Raw genomic sequence first — 19,265 nt, forward strand, 5'->3', positions numbered from 1 at the left:
CGGCCGATATCGCAGGTGCGGACAAGGGATCGCCGCCAGCCGTTCAGTAGATCCACGCCATGCGTGGATGCAGCAGCCGATATCGCAGCAGAGTGCCAACAAGGGATCGCCGCCAGCCGTTCGGTAGATCCACGCCATGCGTGGATGCAGCAGCCGATATCGCAGCAGGGTGCGAACAAGGGATCGCCGCCAGCCGTTCAGTAGATCCACGCCATGCGTGGATGCAGCAGCCGATATCGCAGCAGGGTGCCAACCAAGGTTCGCACCCACCAGGAGGCAGTTCGCACCCACAAGAGGCGGTTTGCCCCAAACGTTCGCTCAATACACGTCGCGCCGGTAACGACCGGCCAGCAGCAGCGCTTCCTTGCCGTCGGCACCGAGCACCTGCTCGATCACCGCATCCACTGCCGGGGCCATGCCCTGCAGGCTGCCGCAGACCAGGATCGTCGCGCCGTCATCGACCCACTGCCGCAGCGTGGATGCTTCGGCCAGCAGGCGATCCTGCACGTAGCGATGTGCGCCGCCATCACGGCTGAATACCGTATCCAGGCGGGTCAGCGTGTCGTTGCCGAGCATCGCCTGCAGTTCATCGCCGAAGTGGAAATCATGCGCGGCCGAGCGTTCGCCGAACAACAGCCAGGTGCGGGCACCGCCAATGAGTGCGCGTTCGTGCAGGTGCGCGCGCAGGCCGGCGATACCGGTGCCGTTGCCGATCAGCAGCAGTGGAACATCAGCGGCGACGCCATGGAAATTCTCGTTGCGGCGCAGGCGCATCTGTACCGGCCCGCCGATGGCGGCGTGGTCGCACAGCCAGCCACTGCCGATGCCCGGCGTGCCATCGGCACGCAGCTGTCGGCGCAGCAGCAGTTCCACCGCGCCGTCGTCCATCACCGAGGCGATGGAGTATTCGCGATGTGGCAGGGGCTGCAGGGCCGCCAACAGCCCAGGCAGATCGCCTGCTGCAACCAATGACGGCAGGTGCGAGCGCGCAACGCGGGCGAGCAGCGTAGTGCCGTCGTCCAACACGGTGTCCGCGTCGAAGCCCTGCGTCTGCAGCCAGTCGCGCGTGCTCTGTTCGGCATGCTGCGGACCGACCTCGGCGATGTCACCGGCCTGCCACTGCGCGCCGCTGCCGGTCGGGGGCTGCAGGCGCAGCCAATAGACCGGACCACCGGCGCTGCCGGGGTTGAGGTGGGTACGCTGCAGCAGCGTCCACGGCTGGTACTCGGCCGGTGTCCAATCGGGAAGTTCGCTCGCGCCGCCGCCGAGCTGGCCAAGCAGTTGCTGCCAGTGGCGCAGGGCAGCTGGATCGGCGTTGTCGACTTCAATGGCATCGAACAGCGGATGTGCTCCGTGCTGGCGCAGCCAGTCATGCAGCTGGTGGCCGAACGCGCAGAAATGCCCGTAGCTGCGATCGCCCAGTGCGAGCACCCCGTACTGCACGTGCTGCAGCGGCGGCTGCGTGCTCATTACCTTGCGCAGGAAGGGCAGGGCGTGGTCGGGTGCATCGCCTTCGCCGGTGGTGCTGACGATGAACAGTACACGCGCGCTGCCCGCCAGCAGGGTGGCATCGACCTCATGCAGACCGCGCAGGCGCACCGGCATGCCGGCCGAGCGCAGAGCCTGCGCACTGCGCTCGGCCAGTTCGCGGGCGAAGCCGGTCTGGCTGGACCAGACCAGCAGCATCGGTGGGTTGCCGCCTTCGGGCGTGTCGTCGCGCGGACGGCTGCGCCACCACAGCACGCCACACGCCAGCAGATACAGCGCAGTGGCGGCCAGCGCGATGCCCCATTGCCGAGCCGGCGGTGCACCCTGCCACCACGCTTCGCCCAGGTGCAGACGCAGCAGTGCCCCGCCGATCACGGCCAGCAGGGCCAGCACCATGACGTTGCCAACGGTCGCGCGCGGGAAACGCATGCTCATCCAGCCTGCTCATCCAGCAGCTGCTGGAAGGCGCTGCTGAGGGTTTCGCGTGGGCCGGTGGTGGTGCGTTCCAGATAGCGCGCGGCCAACCCCTCGCGCTCTGCCAGCGCGATGCCTGCATCGCGGCCGAGTACGGTCAGCGCGGTGGCCCAGGCGTCAGCGTGCATCGCGTCGCTGGCGACCACGGTGACGGCGGCTGCGACCTGCCGTACCGGCGTGCCGCTGCGCGGGTCAAGGCTGTGGCTGTAGGCCACGTCATCGTCGTGATAGTGGTGCCAGCGATCGCCGGAGGTGGCCACCGCCTTTCCGTCCAGCGCCAGGACACGCGGTGGCGTATCGGTGTGGGCATCTTCTTCCGGCGCCGACTCCACCAGCACGCGCCACGGCTGGCCGTCCGGCTTGCGGCCGTAACCGGCCAGTTCCCCACCGACTTCAATCAGTGCGGCATCGATACCCTGGCCGCGCAGCCAGGCGGCGACGTGGTCGACGCCGAAGCCCTTGGCGATCGCCGAAAGATCCAGCTCCAGGCCACCGGGCTGCAGCAGCGCATCGTCCTGCCAGTGCAGGCGCTGCCAGCCGCAGCGTGCACGGGTTGCCTGCAACGTGGCGGCATCGGGTGCGCGCCGTGCGCCGGCATGGGCGCCGAAGCCCCACAGCGCCACCAGCGGGCCGACGGTGGGGTCGAACGCACCGCCGCTGGCTGCAGCGATGGCCTGCGCGCAGGCCAACACATGGCGTGTTTCGATGGGAAGCACGAGGTACTGACCTGCGTCGGCACGGTTGTAGCGGCTCAGGTCGGAACCCGCTTCCCAGGTGCTCATCTGCGCGACCACTTCATCCAGACGTGCCTGGATGCCAGCATGCAGTGGATGCAGGTCGCGCTGGCGCGGTACGACCAGCGACACGCTCCAGGTGGTGCCCATGGTGGTGCCGCCCAGCCGGGCGATGTCGAGTGCGGTAGAGGTCATGGGCATGCGTGGCAGGCTGCGATACCAGGGCGTGCCGGGTATCGCAGCGCTGTCTTTACTGCGGCAGCACTTCCAGCGTGGCGACGTAGCTGAGGCGGCGCTTGGCGGCCTGCTTGACCGAGGTCTTCTTGTCCTCGGTGCCGGTTTCCAGCCAGTACATGCCGGCTTCCGGCCAGGTCACCTTGATCTCGCCCTTGGCGTCGCTGGTCAGCTTCTGCTCGTCCTGCGCGTTGCGGTAGCGGGTGCCGCCGCGCACGATCTCGAACTCCAGGCCTGCGGTCGGCTTGCCGTCGACCAGTACGCGGAAGGTGGCTTCCTCGCCGGCGAACAGGTCGTTCGGGTGACCGACGGCCACCAGTTCGATGCCGCGGTTGGTCGGCTTCAGCGCGGTGTCGTTCGGCGCCCCGTTGGTGACGAAGGTCTCCACGCGGCCGACCGACTGGCTCACTTCCAGCTTCTTCGCATCCTTGGGCAGTTCGCCGAAGGTAGCGGCGGTACCGCGCCAGCGCTTGCGCTCGCCGTTCAGCTCATAGGTGGCCGACAGGCCGTCGTTGACCGAGGCGATGCGGTAGGTGCCCTGCTGCTTCAGCTCGACGTCGAACACGCTGCGGTACTTGCCGGTGGCCGCGTTCTGCGCCTGCACGGTGCTGCCGTCCGGGGCGGTGATGACCACCGATTCGAGGCGCAGCGGCACGTGATTGAAGTAGAACAGGTCGTTGGAGACCGCACCGTCGACGGTGATCCACGGCGCGTTGCCGGCGATCACGGTCTGCGAGGGCAGCAGCCAGGCCTTGTGGGCCAGGGCAGAGAAGGGAAGGGCAGCGGCCAGAGCGGCGGCGAGGACGAGCGTGCGCTTCATGCGGAAGACTCCAGGGTGATTGATGGGGTCAGAGCCCTTCCTGCGGAAGTGATCCGACCCCTGGGGTGCTGCGATGGGGGCGGATCCCTTTCCAGCGGAAAGGGCTCTGACCCCGGCTCAGGCAATTACGGTTTGACGGCGAGGGTGACCTGGCCCAGTTCGGTGGCGCCCTGCGCGCGGCCGTTCTGTGCGGCGGTGGCCGGCCAGGTGAAGGGAATCTTCAGCAGTTCACGGCCGCCGACTTCGCGCACCGCTTCCACCACCAGGGTGTAGTTGCCCGGGGCCAGCTGCTTCAGTGCGGGCTGCTTGTCGTTGAACGACAGCGCGTGCTTGCCGGCCGGGCGGGTCGGGCCGGTCACGCCGTCCACCGGCACCTGCAGGGTGCGGCCGCTCTTGCGCCACCACTGGCGCAGGTCGGGCAGCCACTTGGTGCCATGGCCTTCGCTGTTGCTGGTCTGCTGGTACCAGACCGACAGGTTGGCGGCGACCTTCTGGTCGGCGCCTTCCAGCCACACCGCCACATACGGGCGGTGGTACTCGGCCACGTTGAGCTTGGGCACTTCGACGTTGATGTCGAGGGTGGTGGCGTAAGCCGGCGAGGTGGCCAGCAGGCCGCTGAGGGCGATGGTCAGGGTGACGCGCATGGGGCGGCTCCGGAAGAACGGATGGAAGTCACGGTGGAAGTCAGTGGATCAGCAGCAGGGCGATCAGCAGCGGGATCATCAGGCCCAGGCCGACCAGTGGCCAGGTCATGCGTCGCTGCCGCGCATGCAGGTGCAGCAGGAACAGGCCGGTGATGCAGAACACCAGGCAGGCGACGGCGAACACGTCCAGGAACCAGCCCCATGCGGGGCCGGCATTGCGGCCCTTGTGCAGGTCGTTGAGATAGGACACCGCGCCGCGCGAGGTGGATTCGTACTCCACCGCGCCGGTTTCGCGGTCGATGCTCAACCAGGCGTCGCCGCCGGGGCGTGGCAGTGACAGATAGATTTCCTCGGCCGACCATTCGGCGGGTCGACCGCCGATGGAGATGCCCAGCTGACCGTCGAGCCATTGCCGGGCCGGGCGTGGCAGTGGTGCATTGCCGTCCTCGCGGGAGCCCAGGCCGCCGAGCAGTTCGGCCGGCAGTTCCAGGTGCTGGTTCTGCACCTGTGGCTTGGCCTCGATCTTTGCTGCATGGTTCAGCGTCAGACCGGTCACCGCGAACAGCAGCATGCCGATCAGGCAGACCGCAGAGCTGATCCAGTGCCACTGGTGCAGGGTACGCAGCCAGAAGCCGCGGCTCTGCTGCTGCTGCACGGTGGAAGATGCGGGACGGCTCACGGCACGATTCGGGACGGATGAATACTGGTCATTACATCATTGATGAGAATTGCTCGCAATTAGATGTCGTTGTGTATCTCTGAAAGGGTAGTGCCGGCCGCTGGCCGGCAATCCCATGCCACCTGAGAACATCGCGCGGTTGCCGGCCAGAACTTCGCGTTGAGCGAGATCCAGTAGCTGCGGCGCTGGTCCTTGGTGGCGTAGTCGTCCACGCAGTTGTATTCGCTGGGGCTGGTCAGCAGGCACGACTGCGAGACGAAGTTCTTGTCGAACAGGTTGTTGACCCGCGCGTTGACCGTCAGCCACTGCGTGGCCTTCCAGCTGCCACCGAGGTGGAAGAGGGTGTAGTCCTCGTAGTAGCGGGTATGACTGGCGCCGGCGGCATCAAGGATCGTGTCGCGGTAGCGGTCGTAGCGGCCTTCGCCGATCAGCGACAGGCTGATGGCATCGTTGAGCTGCCAGTTGAGGCTGGCGTTGGCCATGTGCTTGGCCGGCATGGTGCCGGTGATCGGCAGGCCCTTGCCGGAACCGGCGGTCTGCTCGCTCTTGGTCCAGGTGTAGTTGCCGCGCAGCTGCAGGGTGTCCAGCAGGTCGACGTGGCCGGCCAGTTCTGCGCCACGTGTCTCGGCCTTGTCGATGTTCACGCTCTGGGTGAAGGTGCTGTAGCCCAGCGACGCCCAGCCCGGGCCGATGTCCACGCAGTAGCCACTGCCGGCCGGCGCGACTTCACAGTTGGGGAACGTGCCGCCGCTGGCGATCTTGTCTTCGAACTTGTTGATGAAACCGGTGACGTTGAAGCCCCAGCGCTGGCCCTCGTAATAGGCGGCCAGCTCGTAGTTGGTGCTGGTTTCCGGCTTCAGGTTCGGCGAGCCCACCAGCGGCAGCACGCCCTGGCCACCAAAGCCGGTGATGCCGGGGAACAGCTGGTCCGGACGCGGGGTCTTGTAGCCGGTGCTGACGCCACCCTTGAAGGTCCAGGCATCGGTGGCATTCCAGACCAGGTAGCCGCGCGGGCTGAGGTGGCTGCCGAAGATGTTGTGGTTGTCGTAGCGCAGGCCGAAGGTGGCGGTCAGGGTGTCGGTCAGCGACCAGTTGTCCTCGGCGAACAGCGCCCACATGCGGTGCTTCTGTTTGGTGTTGCTGCGGTAGCCGGCACCGTCCATGCCGAACACGCCGTCCACCATGTCGGTGTCGTTGTATTGGCCGCCCACGGTCAGCTTGTGCGCACCGAAGTCGAGGTCGAGCATCGTGTCCAGCACGTAGCCTTCCAGTTCCATGGTGCGCAGCGGCCGCGGCAGGAACGCCTGCAGGCGTGCCTGTTCGCTGGCGTTGAGTGCGGCCAGGCCGTTGTTGCGGCCGGCGGCACAGTTGTTGGCGGCACCGGTGCGGCGGCAGACGTCGTTCCACAGGGTCTGCAGGCCGGCGCGCTCGTCCAGCGTCAGCGGCAGCGAGCGGCCGAGGTTGTTGCTCTTGCTGTGGGTCAACGAGGTCTGCCAGGTGCCGAAGCTGTAGCGGCCTTGATGGGTCAGCGAGAGCTGGTCGCGCTCATAGCGCTGGTAGGCGGTGTAGCCCACGCGCGGCTGCACCACGCGGCGGGTGACGGTGCCGCTGCCATTCGGGTTCGGAACCACCGCGTTGCCCACGCGCCACAGGCTGGCCAGGCTGTCGAGGGTGCCGGTCTGGCCTTCGCTGTTGTCGTACTTCTGGCGTGAGACGTCGTAGTCCAGCCACAGTTCGTGGTCGTCGTTGACATGGAAGTTCAGGCGCACGCCGGTGTTCCAGTTGGTGTTGGCCACCGATTTGCCGCCGCCACCGAAACCGATGCTGCGTTCCCACAGCGTGCCGTCGGGCAGGGTCAGCGCATCCCATTCGGGATTGGATGCCTTGGCGTCGTAGTAGCTGCCGCGCACGGCCAGGCCCAGGCGATCCTTGACCAGCGGGCCGCTCAGGTACAGATCGGTGCTGCGCGCGTCGCCGAACTGGTCGTCCTGCTGCACGGTGAAGCCCTGGGTGACCGCGCCGTGCCAGCTGTCCTGGTTGCGGCGGGTGATGATGTTGATGACGCCGCCCATTGCATCCGAGCCGTACAGCGTGGACATCGGGCCGCGCACCACTTCGATGCGCTCGATCGCATCCAGCGGCGGCAGGTAGGCGAACTGGCCACCACCGAAGTTGTTCGGATACAGCTGGCCGGCGTTGCTCTGGCGGCGACCGTCGATCAGCACCAGGGTGTACTCCGACGGCAGGCCGCGCATGGAGATGGTGGCGCGGCCGTTCTTGTCGGTGGCTTCCAGGCCGACGTCGATGCCTTCGACGTCGCGCAGGGCGTCGACCAGGCTGGTGTAAGGGCGCTTGCTCAGCTCTTCGCGGCTGACCACGCTGATGCTGGCCGGTGCATCGACTACCTTCTGCTCGAAACCGGAGGCGGTCACCACCACCTTGTCCAGCGTCTGCGGCGCGCCGCTGGCGGCACCATTGGCGTAGGCGGGCGCCGCGACCGCAGCCAGCACAGCGCTGGTCAACAGATGTCGGGACAGGGACGAACGGACACGATGGCGCTGGGCCATGGCAGATACCTCGAAGGATGTAGGGCAGCGCGATGCAGGGCGCGGAACGCGCACGGCAGGGCAGGGATGGCCCGGTCAGGGGCGGCAGGGGCGAAACAGGCAGCGGTGAGCCGTCGCAACCGCGCAGGCGGTCACGGCGTGCCGTGGATCAGGCGAGCGGCGGCGCCTGGCCGCGTTGCTGGCGGCGCCCGGGCGCATCGGCCCAGGGCATGTCCGGTACGGCCAGCGGCCAGTGCGGACGCGCGCCGGAGGGAACCGACGCGGAGGGAACCAGATCAAGTTCGGTGCGCAGCCAGTGGCTGGCCAGCAACAGCGGCGGGATCGGCTTGTCCGTGGACTTGGCCGGTGCCGAGGCGCAGCGCCGCAGTTTGGCCGGCGCTTCTTCCTGCAAAGGGCTTTCGCCGCCGCGCTCTTCCAGCGGCTGCTGCAGCGCCTGCGGCGCGGCGGCATGGGCGACCGGTAGCAGCGGCAGGGTGCCCAGCAACAGCGTCAACATCGCCACCCACGCCAGCAGGCTGGCCAGCGCAGGCCGACGGCCGCGCATGGCGGTGCCGAGCTGTACAAGCCGAAGCGGGCGAGGGCGGAACGGGCGACGCAAGCGGAGATCCCTGGCTGGCCGGAACATCCGGCGTCAACGGGGCGTGATTGTAATGAGACCCGTTAGCCGTTGCAAATGAGAATGATTGCCAAATTGCCGCAGGGGTGGCCTGATCGGTTCAGACCTCGCTCCAGCGTCGCAGCAGATTGTGGTACACGCCGGTCAGCTGCAGCACCGCGTCGGCATCGCCATTGGTCTGCCGCAGGCGCTCGATGGAAGTATCCATCTCCCACAGCAGACGACGCTGCACATCGTCGCGGATCATGCTCTGCACCCAGAAGAACGAGGCCACGCGCGCACCGCGGGTGACCGGATTGACCTTGTGCAGGCTGCTGGAGGGATACACGATCAGATCACCGGCCGGCAATTTCACTTCGTGCTCGCCGTACGTATCACTGATGATCAGCTCACCGCCGTCGTACTCGTCCGGGTCGGACAGGAACAGCGTGCAGGAGATGTCCGAGCGCAGCTGCTCGCCGTTGGCCAGGTTCATCACCGCGCCATCGACGTGGAAGCCGTAGGTGCCGCCGCCGCTGTAGCGGTTGAAGCGCGGTGGCAGGTACTTCAAGGGCAGCGCGGCGCTGAAGAACAGCGGATGCCGTGCCAGGGCCACCAGAATGGTTTCGCCCAGTTCGCGGCGCAGCGGCGAAGCTTCAGGCAGCTGCTGGTTGTGCTTGGCCTGCGCGCCGAGGTGGCCGACGGTCTCGCGGCCATCGGTCCAGTCGGCTGCGTCGAGCCTGCGGCGGATGTCAGCCACCTGTCCGGCGCTGAGGATGTCGGGGATGTGCAGCAGCATGCGGAAGTCCTCAGCAAGCAGACGGTGCGACCAGCGCGCGCACCTGCGGGTAGGGTGAGGCGGCCAGCTCGGGCACGATATGTGCCATGAACGCGGGACTGCCGTGCTGCAGCGCCAACTGCAGCCAGTGCACGGCCTGTTCGATCTCACCGGCCTGCAGAAGGATGGAGGCGTAGTTGGCCTGGCCGCGGAAATCGCCGGCCTCGGCCGCGCGCCGATACCAGCCCAGTGCAGCCTGCGGATCGCGACCGGTGTCCAATCCATCTTCCAGATGCCGGGCCAGCAGGTTCATCGATTTGGCGTGGCCCAGATGGGCCGCGCGGGTGTACAGCGCCAGTGCCTGTGCACGGTCCTGTGGTACGCCGCGGCCGGTGGCCAGCAGGTTGGCCAGGTTGTACAGGCCCCAGTCCAGTCCGGTGTCGGCGGCGCGCCGGTACCAGACCGCTGCGAGCGAAGGATTGGCGGTGGTGCCCTGGCCCAGCTCATGGCAGCGGCCAAGCATGTTCATCGCCATCGGCGCGCCGTTGTTGGCTGCAGTCTCGTACCAGAGCAGGGCCGCAGCAGCGTCCTGGGGCGTGCCTTTGCCTTCCATGTGCATCTGCGCCAGCAGCAGCTGTGCCTCGACCTGCCCGGCCTGCGCCGCATCGCGGACGCGCGCGAAGGCAGCCTGCGGCTCGTGCAGCAGCAGGTCGGTCAGGGCGTCGGAATCAAAGGGGATGTTGGAAGCCATGCGCGGAGTATCGCCGGAAACAAAAACGGCGGCAGGAGATCCTGCCGCCGCGTGGGTGCTGCGGGTTACATCAGAACTTCACGTTCAGTGCCAGGGTGGCCGAACGACCCGGGGCGATGCTCGCGTAGTGCGACGCGTAGGCCTTGGTGAAGTAGGTCTTGTCGGTCAGGTTCTGCACGTTCAACTGCAGGCTGATGTTGTCCTGGATCGCGTAGCTGGCCATCGCATCGAAGCGGGTGTAGCTGGGGATCCACTTGGTGTTGGCCACATCACCGTACTGCTTGTCGGAGTAGTTGGCGCCGGCGCCGACGGTCAGGCCGAACGGGAAGCGGTAGGTGGTCCACAGGGTGGCGCTGTGCTTGGCGGTGTTCGGGAACACGTTGCCGTTGTACGGCGAGGGCACGTAGATGTTGGACGGGCAGGTACGGCCGGACACGGCGCAGACGAAGCCGTTGTCCTTCAGTTCCGAATCCAGGTAGGTGTAGCCGCCGTACAGGCTCCAGGCGTCGGTCAGCTGGCCGGTGAAGCCCAGTTCCACGCCGTTGATTTCCTTCTTGCCGGCGTTCTGGCTGGTGCCGTTGTCGACGGTCACGCGCGCGTTGTCCATCACGGTGTGGAAGATCGCCGCGGTCAGGTTCAGGCGGTTGTCGAACAGGTCCCACTTGGTACCCAGTTCGAGGTTCTTGGTGTCCTGCGGCTTGAGGTCGGCCACGGCCGCGCTGAGGCCATCGGAACCATCGCCACCGTCCATGCCCGGCGGGGTGGAGGAGGTGCCGTAGGACAGGTAGATGCTGCCGTTGGCGGTCGGCTTGAAGACAATGCCGGCCTGGTAGTTCAGGAAGTCATTGTCGTTGCGCACGCGGGTCGGCGCCTTGCCGGCCACCGGGGTGGTCAGGGTGGTGGAGAAGTCGTCGTAACGCAGGCCGACGTTGATCATCCACTGCGCGTTCAGTTCGATGGTGTCGAACAGGTAAGCGGACTTGGTCTTGGTGCGCTGCTCGACGTCCAGCGCCTTGTCGCTGCGGTACACCGCATGGGTGGCCGCCCACGGATCGTTCGGGTTCGGGTTGTCGAAGCTGGTGCAGTTGTAGCCGGTGGCCGCGCCGGTGGTCGGGCACTTGCTGCTGTTGGTCAGCGGATTGTTGGTGCCCGGGGTCATCAGGTAGCTGCCACGGGTCATCTTCTCGTCGCTGTATTCCGCGCCGGCGCTGTAGCTGTGCTTCAGTGCACCGGTCTGGAAGCTGCCGGTCAGGCTCAGCTGGTCGGCGAAGCTCTTGACGTCGACGGCGCGGCTGTTGGTACGACGCCACAAGGTGCCGTAGTTGTTCGGGTTGCCCTGGCTGTCGTCCGGCTGGGTCCACAGGTAATCGTTGCTGGTGTTGCCCAGGCGCGCGATGTTGCGCAGCTTGTGGCTGCCGAAGTCGTAGCTGCCGTCCAGCGTGCTGATGTCGGCGCGGGTGCGCTGGAAATCGCGGTCCACCAGGCCGTAGTAGTTGTTGCGGTCGGGCACCATCGGGCGGCCGTCCACCCACTTCGACACCGGCGCGCCGTTCGGGTTGCCATACGGGAAGCCGCCTGCGTCGGGCAGGTCGTCGCTCTGCATGTGGTAGTGGCTGGCGATCAGCTGCGCCGGGCCGTTCAGGCCGAACGCGATCGACGGCGCGATGCCCCAGCGGCTGACGTTGGCCGCGTCACGACCGGCAATGTCCGACTCGTGCTTCATCAGGTTCAGGCGTGCGGCGATGCCATCGCCCAGCACGTAGTTGGCATCCACGGTGCCGCGTGCGTAGCTGTCGGTGCCGATGCCCATGCTGGCAGTGGTCTCGTTCTTCAGCTTCGGGGTCTTGCTGACCAGGTTGAGGCTGCCACCACCGGAGTCACGACCGCCGTAGGCCGAGCTCGGGCCCTTGACCACTTCCACCTGCTCCAGGTCGAACACTTCGCGGGTCTGTGAACCGACGTCGCGCAGGCCATCGACGAACATGTTGCTCTGCGAGTCGAAGCCGCGGATGAAGGGGCGGTCACCGGTCGGGTTGCCGCCTTCGCCGGCGCCGAAGGTGATGCCCGGGACCATGCGCAGCGCATCCTGCAGGTTGGTCGCACCGGTTTCGGCGATCAGCTTCTCCGAGACGATCGAGACCGACTTCGGAGTGTCCAGCAGCGCGGCGGTGAACTTCGGCGAGGACGGGTTGAACCAGCTGCCGCGCACCTGGACCTTGTCCAGCTCGGTGGCCTTGCTGGCGCCGGCGTCGTCGGCGGCCTGCGCGGCCAGCGGCGCGAAGCCGGCGGCGAGGGTGGCGGTGGCCAGTACGGAAACGCGAGGTGCGTACTTGCGGGTCTTGATGTGGGTCATGGGTAGGTTGGCGGTGGCTTGGATGGGGAATGAGCGAGAGCTGGCCAGCACGACTCAATGGCGCGATGGCGGCGGCGAGGTTCGGGCAGTGCCAGGCCATGCCTGGCGGCAGTTCAGACGAGGCGAGGCGCACGGCAATGGCCGCAGGGCGCCTCAGATGGCGTGCGGAGCCGGAGGTGCGTGGCCGGGATTCAGGCGCAGCGAGGGGTCGTGCCGCTGCCAGCGCAGGGCATCGGAGTGCCACAGCGGGATGTGGGCCACCAGCGCAGCGCGCGGCGGCGCAGCGCCGGTACAGGGCGTGCCGCTCTCACCGTCCAGCGGAGGTTCCGGGGCCGGCACAGCGTGGTGGGGGCATTCGTCGCTGGAAGGAGCCGGCAGCGGAGCGGCCTGGTCCATGTTGTCCAGATGCGCCTGCCAGCCGGCGTTGGCGGTGTGGCCGCCACGCCCTTCGTGCAACGCCGACCAGCCCAGCAGCAGCGTCAGCAGCGCGGCCACAAGCAGCGGCCACCCCTGACGGGCGAGCTGGCACAGCGTGGCAGTGGGCGCGGACGAAGCCATGGCGCAGGCGGAGGCGTTACGAAGATGTTACGTAGGATAACATCAACGATAATGATTCGCATGTACGGGTGTGGCAGGCCACCCGGAACGGACCCGAAAGGCCCTGGCAGGGCCCTCAGGCTGTTCCAGTAGATCCACCCCATTGGTGGATGCCTTGAACTTCAATCGCGGTCGTCGCGGGTCCAGATGGCGTCGTGTTCGCGCTTCACCGGAAACTTCGGCACTGCGGTATAGGCCGGCGCACACAGGGCGCGGCCATCACGCACGTCGAAGCGCGCGCCATGCAGTACGCATTCAACGCTGCCCTCGGCGGTGTTGAACTCACCCGAGGACAGCTCGAACTCCTCGTGCGTGCATTGGTCTTCCAGCGCGTACAGTTCGCCGTCGAGGTTGAACACCACGATCGGCGTACCGGTGACTTCGTCGAACACGCTCTTCATTTCGCCCGGCAGCAGTTCGGCGCCGGCGCAGACAAAGGTCCAGGCCTCACTCACGCGGTGGCTCCGGCCAGCGGCTTTTCCAGGATCTCGAAGCGCAGGTCGTCGCGCTTGGGGATGCCGAAACGTTCGTCGCCATACGGGAACGGCTTCTTGATGCCGGTGCGCTGGTAACCGCGGCGCTCATAGAAGGCGATCAGTTCGTCGCGGATGTCGATCACGGTCATCTGCATCACCGGCACGTTCCATTCGCGCGCGGCGTGGGCTTCGGCCGCGTCCATCAACTGCTTGCCGACGCCGCCGCCCTGCTGGGCCGGGTCGACCGAGAACATGCCGAAGTAGCCCTTGCCGTCGACGTCGGCGACGTGGGCACAGGCCACGAGCTGGCCGTCGCGTTCGGCCAGCAGGATGGTCGAGCGCGGGCGGTCCAGGTCGCCCTGGATGCCTTCGGCATCGACGCGGGCGCCGTCCAGCAGGTCGGCTTCGGTGGTCCAGCCGACGCGGCTGGCGTCGCCGCGGTAGGCCGAGGTGACCAGGGTGATCAGGGCGGGGATGTCGGCCGACGTGGCGGCGCGGAAGGTCAGAGTGCTCATGGGGGCATTCTAGGTGGGGCGGGGGCGGGCGGGGAGCTTGCTGATTCGGCTGGCTTTGCCGAGTGTGTCGGATACGCCTTGTTGACATGATCTTCATTTTTCATTCATAAATGAAGCAGTACCCGCCCACCGCGTTCAAGCGTGTGGTTGTCTGCCGGAGTGGGTACCGTCCGATCTGATCATCGACAGTGGCGCGATGTGGGCGGGGCTCTCAAGGAAGGTCGATCCAGGGAGGATCTTCATGCAGTCACGGCTCATTGCTCATCCGCGCGCGGCAAACGCCATCAAAGGCCTGCTTCTGACAGCACTGGCCTTCTGCGTACTGGCACCGGTTCCCGCCTCCGCCCAGATCGTGCCTACCTGGCGCCAGGAGTACGACAAGCGCTTGAAGTACGGCGACCTGGTCGAGCCCTTGAAGGGCGAGATCTTTGGCGAGCAGGTCAACCTGTATGACGGTTCGATCAGCTTCAAGGCCACGGATATTTCGATACCGGGCAATGGCAGCTTGCCGATGACGCTGAGCCGCAGTCTCGGCGATGGCGGCAACAGTAATGAGAGCCCTTTCTCCAACTGGAAATTGGATATTCCTTCCCTGTCTGGTGTGCACGGCGACCTGCCTGAGACTGCGGCCGCGGGCTATTGGCTGCCTGCGGCCCGCTGCAGCACCGTCAGCGGACCTCCGTCGTTGGAAGTCTGGAACCGACGGCACACCCAGATCGTCAATTTCAATGCGCACACCTACTGGGATGGCACGCGACTTTCGCTGCCTGGTGGCGGGGGCGAGAGCATTCTGGGAGACGGCGGTGATGCTCGCCAGCCCAAGCCTCAGTTCGGTAAATCCACCCCGTGGAACACCAAAAGCGGTTGGACGTTCACTTGTCTGGGCTCGCTCAAGAGTGGCCAGGCCGGTGAAGGCTTCCTGGGGCACGCACCTGATGGTTCCAAGTACTACTTTGACTGGATGGTGGCACGTCCGGTCAATCCTGCGACCCTGCAGCCATTTGGTCCGGAGAGTAATGCTCAATTGCAGCGCAGGCGCGTTTACCTGTACCCCTCCCAGATTGTGGATCGGTTTGGCAACTGGGTGCGCTATGAGTGGAATGGCGACCGCCTCGAACGCATCTTTGCCAGTGATGGTCGTGAAATCAGCCTGGCGTACAACGCTGACGGATTGATTGCATCAGCGACGGCAGCTGGGCGCACGTGGACGTACGGGTATACCGCAGCCAATATCCTCCAGACGGTAACGCTGCCGGATGGGACCCAGTGGGTCTACAACCTTCCGCCGCTTTCCGTCACCCGCAAGTATGCCGACTACACCGGGCAGAACATCTGGGAGTACATGGACTATCCGGTGACCTGCGCCCGGATGAACAAGATCATACCCACTGAGATTGCGGCGACTGTCCAGCATCCTTCGGGGGCAGTGGGTACGTTCTTGTTCCGCCCGTTCCGCCACGGACGGAAGAACGTAACGTTCGACTGCCAGACATCTGGTGACAATCATCTGTACGAAGAAGGCTGGAACTACACGCCTGTCTACCGTGACGCGCAGTCGCTGGTAGCAAAAACAATCACTGGTCCGGGTATGCCTGTTGCGCAGTGGACCTATCAGTACACCAATCTTGATGGCGCCTACGCGCAGGATCTCGGCGGACCGGCCATTCCTCCGGGCCAGGCCGAACCGAAAATCACCACCGAGACTCTGCCTGACGGCGTTGTACGTGTGTATGAATTCGGCAAGGAGGTGGCGTACAACGACGGTCTGCTGTTGTCGACCACCACGCGCTCGGGCGGCACCGTCGTGCGCGTCGACCGCAACAACTACTATCCCGACGCCCAGCTTGACTCGGCGCCATTCCCGAAAGAAGCCGGCAAGGACTTCAAGTACGGTGCGAACGACCTCAAGGCACACTACAACAGGCCCGTACAGTCCACCGTGGTGGAACAGGATGGCGTGCAGTTCACCCGCACGGTCCAGGCTTTCGATGCCTTTGCACGCGAGGTGAGCGTCGTCGAGGGCAACTCAGCCGGACAGAGCCGCGCCAGCACAACCACCTACTACGACAACCTGGCGCTATGGGTGAATGGCCAGTCAGCGCGCAGCGTAGTCAATGGTGTCGAGCAGTCACGCACCGAGTTCGACACGACCAATGCGTTGCCGCTGCGCGCTTATGCCTTCGGCCGGTTGGCGCAGCAGGTGACCTACGCGGCTGATGGTACGGTGGCATCGGTTGCCGATGCCCGTGGCAACACCAGCCACCTGTCCGCGTGGAAGCGCGGTGTCCCGCAGCAGTTGCGGATGCCGGCCACGGCTGAATCTCCCAATGGGGCGACGCGCACCGTTGTGGTGGACGACAACGGCTGGATCACCTCGTTGACCGATGAAATCGGAGCAACCACCAGCTTCAGCTACGACAGCATGGGGCGCCTGCGCAGCCAGCAGTTCCCCGGTGGCGACACCGTGAGCTGGAATGCGGTCACCATGGACCTGCAGCGGTTGGGCAGCGCGCAGTTCGGCGTGCCGGCCGGCGCCTGGAAGCATTCACGAACCCAGGGCGGGCGACGGACCGATACCTATCTGGATGCCATGTTCCGCCCGGTGCTGGTCACTGAAAATGCAGACAACGTTCTCGATAGCGCAGTCGTGACCCGCTACGACACCAGCGGCAAGACGGTGTTCGCGTCCTATCCGGTTCGCCAGCTTTCCGACATCAATGCGGCGTTTGACGGCACCACCACGCAGTACGACGCGCTGGGTCGACCGGTCGTGGTCAGCCAGTCGTCCGAACTGGGTGCCTTGGTAACTCGCACCGAGTTCGTGGGCAACCTGTCGGTGAAGGTAACCAATCCACGCGGACAGTCGACCACAACACGGCACCTGGCCTATGACCAGCCCACCTATGAGATGCCGTTGATACTGCAGCATCCAGAAGGGGTAGTGACCGAGATCCAGCGCGACGCTCTCGGCAAGCCGCTGGCGATTACCCGTAGCAGCGCCGACGGCAGCCAAGCGCTGACCCGCCGTTATGTCTATGACGGTTACCAGCAACTCTGCAAGACCATCGAGCCGGAAACCGGGGCGACCGTGCAGGACTATGACGCTGCCGGCAATGTACTGTGGTCGGCTGCCGGCACGGGCCTGACCAGCGCCGCAGACTGCAACCGCAGCGAAGCACTCGCCACTGGCCGCGCCGTGCAGCGCAGCTATGACGCTGCCAATCGACTGCTGGCGCTGACCTTCCCCGATGGCCGCGGCAACCAGGTCTGGTCATATACGCCAGATGGCCTGCCCGCAGAAATCAGTACGCAGAACGATGCCGGCCGTCCGCTGGTCATCAATCGCTACCAGTACAACCATCGTCGTCTGCTCAGCAGCGAGACGCTGCAACATCCAGACTTCGGCAATCTGAGCCTGGCCTATGGCTACGATGGCAACGGCGCGCTTGCCAGCAACACCTACCCGGGCGGGCGCATCGTCAGCTATGCCCCGGACGCCCTCGGCCGCGCCACATCGGTGGGGGGCTATGCGAAGGAGGCCAGCTATTTTGCCAACGGCGCCTTGGCGCGCTTCGTATATGGCAACGGCATTGTCCATGCGATGAGCCAGAATGCTCGCGGTCTTCCTGACCGAAGTCGCGATGCCACCGCTGCGGCCGCAGTGCTCGATGACAGCTACGACTACGATGCGGGTGGCAACGTGATGGCCATCTCTGATGGCTTGCCGGGTGCGCCAGGCAATCGTGACATGGCCTATGACGGGCTGGATCGACTGCGCTCGGTTACCGCGCCGGGCTTTGGCAACGCGCTGTATGAGTACGACGCACTGGACAACCTGCGCCGGGCCAAGGTCGGCAGCCGGGATCGCACGCATTATTTCGATCCGACCAATCGTCTGGTCAACGTTGTCGATACTGGCAGCAGCGCGACCGTTGTCGGTCTCGGCTATGACGTGCAGGGTAATCTTTCGATCCGCAATGGCCAGGCGTTTGGTTTCGACTACGGCAACCGCCTGCGTACGGTGGGAACGACGGAAGCCTATATGTACGACGCGCATGGACGCCGGGTGAAAGCATGGAACAGCGAAACGGGCGTGATCTACTCGTTCTATGACAATGGCGGCGTGCTGCGTTTCCAGCGCAATGAGCGCACGGGAAAGCAGACGGACTATCTGTACCTGTCCGGCAGCCTGGTGGCGCAGGTGCACGGCGAGGCTGCACCCAGTGCTCCGGCGCTGAGCGCTCCGGGCTACATCACCCAAGGCAGCGTCAACCTGACGTGGAGTCCGGCCGGCGGCGCCAACCGCTACGAACTGCAGCGCGCCCAAGGGGGCAACTGGAGCACGATTTTCGACGGCGAGGCGCAGGCATTCACCAGTAGCGGTCTGGTCACCGGCACCTATCAGTTCCGAGTGCGCGGATGCCGCGTGGTCTGTGGCGAGTGGAGCAACACCGCCTCGGTCGCCGTCGAGCTGCCGCCGGCTGCAGTGCCTGTGCTGAGCGTGCCGACAACTGCATTCAACGGCAACTACAGCATCAGCTGGTCGGCCTCTGCCGGCGCAGAACGCTTTGAACTGGAGGAGAGTGCCAATGGCGGAGCCTGGACGCAGGTTCACAATGCGGCGGGCCAATCCAAGGCATTCAGTGGCAAGCCGGCAGGCAGCTTCAACTATCGTGTCCGTGCATGTAATCCGGTGGGGTGTACCGAATACAGCAATGGCGCCGCAGTGACGGTGGTCTACCCGCCTGTCGGTGCTCCTGGAGTATCAGCGCCGGCTCGTTCGGCACCCGGCAGCATTGGCATCGGCTGGAACGGGATTGGCGGTGCCGATCGTTACACACTTCAGGAAAGTACCAATGGCGGCGGTTGGGTGACCCTGTTCGATGGCAATGCGGGGTCCTTTGCCACGCCTGCGCGTGGAGTGGGTAGCTATGCCTACCGCGTCGCCGCCTGCAACGGCGCTGGATGCGGGCCGTGGTCGGCAACGGTGACGGTCGCAGTCATCGGACCGCCGACGATCGAGCCGGTGATCAGCGCGCCGGGCCTGGTGAATGTGCCGCAGTACAGCTTCAGCTGGTCAGTACCCGCCAATAGTGAGAGCTTCATCCTGGAGGAGAGCGCCAACGGCGGTGGATGGACCGTGGTGCATAACGGCGGTGCGAACAGCTTTGGTGCAAACAGAGGCAATGGCAACTACGCCTACCGTGTACGTGCCTGCAACTTCGCGGGGTGCAGCCCATATTCAGGCATCGTAAGCGTTTCAGTCGTGCTTCCTCCGGCTGCCACCCAGATTTTCCTGGCGGAATGGTTGTCTACGCGCAAGGCCCCCTACCAGGTGCAGTGCACCGTCTCCTGGCGAGCCGTGCCCGGCGCAACGGAGTATCACCTTGAGCCGTCGGGGGCTGGACGCCGTCTATACACCGGGCCTCTGACTTACGTGCAGTCAAACAACGGGAATTACTGCGCAAGCTTGTACATCGTTCGCGCCTGCAATGCCGGCGGCTGTTCGGAATGGTCTGCGGGCTTCCCTGTCACCCGCGGCGTACTGAGCTGGGACTGA

13 protein-coding genes and 1 pseudogene are annotated in these 19,265 nt (G+C 65.6%); 1 reads left to right on the forward strand and 13 read right to left on the reverse strand.

From position 1 onward, the window contains the following. Positions 1–318 precede the first annotated feature (318 nt). The 13 genes and pseudogenes from AC1DCU_RS10240 to AC1DCU_RS10300 form a co-directional block, all read right to left on the reverse strand. On the reverse strand, positions 319–1,923 hold the full coding sequence (locus AC1DCU_RS10240; RefSeq protein WP_442252067.1) for a sulfite reductase subunit alpha: 1,605 nt from the start codon (positions 1,921–1,923) through the stop codon (positions 319–321). Further along, positions 1,920–2,891 (reverse strand): FAD:protein FMN transferase, encoded by a 972-nt coding sequence (locus AC1DCU_RS10245; RefSeq protein WP_442252066.1) that lies wholly within the window; start codon positions 2,889–2,891, stop codon positions 1,920–1,922. The genes AC1DCU_RS10240 and AC1DCU_RS10245 overlap by 4 nt, the downstream gene beginning before the upstream one ends. Before the next feature lie 55 nt (positions 2,892–2,946). Next, complete coding sequence (locus tag AC1DCU_RS10250) at positions 2,947–3,750, reverse strand: DUF4198 domain-containing protein (RefSeq protein WP_025873992.1); 804 nt, start codon at positions 3,748–3,750, stop codon at positions 2,947–2,949. A 125-nt stretch (positions 3,751–3,875) separates the two neighbouring features. Beyond that, entirely contained in the window at positions 3,876–4,394 is a 519-nt protein-coding gene (locus AC1DCU_RS10255) for a DUF2271 domain-containing protein (RefSeq protein ID WP_032975835.1), read from the reverse strand. Between the two features lie 40 nt (positions 4,395–4,434). Continuing rightward, entirely contained in the window at positions 4,435–5,073 is a 639-nt protein-coding gene (locus AC1DCU_RS10260; protein ID WP_442252065.1) for a PepSY-associated TM helix domain-containing protein, read from the reverse strand. Positions 5,074–5,222: 149 nt separating this feature from the next. Beyond that, positions 5,223–7,640 (reverse strand): annotated as a pseudogene (locus tag AC1DCU_RS10265) (TonB-dependent receptor domain-containing protein); the annotation flags it as partial. A 148-nt stretch (positions 7,641–7,788) separates the two neighbouring features. Further along, a complete protein-coding gene (locus AC1DCU_RS10270; RefSeq protein WP_032951575.1) occupies positions 7,789–8,184 on the reverse strand; it encodes a hypothetical protein in 396 nt (131 codons plus the stop codon). 172 nt (positions 8,185–8,356) lie between these two features. Then, positions 8,357–9,034 (reverse strand): Fe2+-dependent dioxygenase, encoded by a 678-nt coding sequence (locus AC1DCU_RS10275; RefSeq protein WP_032975840.1) that lies wholly within the window; start codon positions 9,032–9,034, stop codon positions 8,357–8,359. 10 nt (positions 9,035–9,044) lie between these two features. Next, a complete protein-coding gene (locus AC1DCU_RS10280; RefSeq protein WP_032975841.1) occupies positions 9,045–9,764 on the reverse strand; it encodes a tetratricopeptide repeat protein in 720 nt (239 codons plus the stop codon). A gap of 70 nt (positions 9,765–9,834) precedes the next feature. After that, positions 9,835–12,117, reverse strand: a complete 2,283-nt coding sequence (locus AC1DCU_RS10285) for a TonB-dependent receptor (protein WP_032975842.1) — start codon at positions 12,115–12,117, stop codon at positions 9,835–9,837. A 153-nt stretch (positions 12,118–12,270) separates the two neighbouring features. Continuing rightward, complete coding sequence (locus AC1DCU_RS10290; protein WP_099783125.1) at positions 12,271–12,675, reverse strand: hypothetical protein; 405 nt, start codon at positions 12,673–12,675, stop codon at positions 12,271–12,273. 161 nt (positions 12,676–12,836) lie between these two features. Beyond that, the gene (locus AC1DCU_RS10295; protein WP_025873985.1) at positions 12,837–13,169 is read right to left on the reverse strand and encodes a non-heme iron oxygenase ferredoxin subunit; all 333 of its coding nucleotides are present in this window, start codon (positions 13,167–13,169) and stop codon (positions 12,837–12,839) included. After that, entirely contained in the window at positions 13,166–13,705 is a 540-nt protein-coding gene (locus tag AC1DCU_RS10300; RefSeq protein WP_032975848.1) for a GNAT family N-acetyltransferase, read from the reverse strand. The genes AC1DCU_RS10295 and AC1DCU_RS10300 overlap by 4 nt, the downstream gene beginning before the upstream one ends. Before the next feature lie 241 nt (positions 13,706–13,946). Between AC1DCU_RS10300 and AC1DCU_RS10305 the strand changes: the two genes are divergently transcribed. Then, positions 13,947–19,265: a wall-associated protein gene (locus AC1DCU_RS10305; protein ID WP_442252063.1), complete on the forward strand. Its 5,319-nt coding sequence runs from the start codon at positions 13,947–13,949 to the stop codon at positions 19,263–19,265.

This window comes from Stenotrophomonas sp. 10L48 (assembly GCF_056395105.1).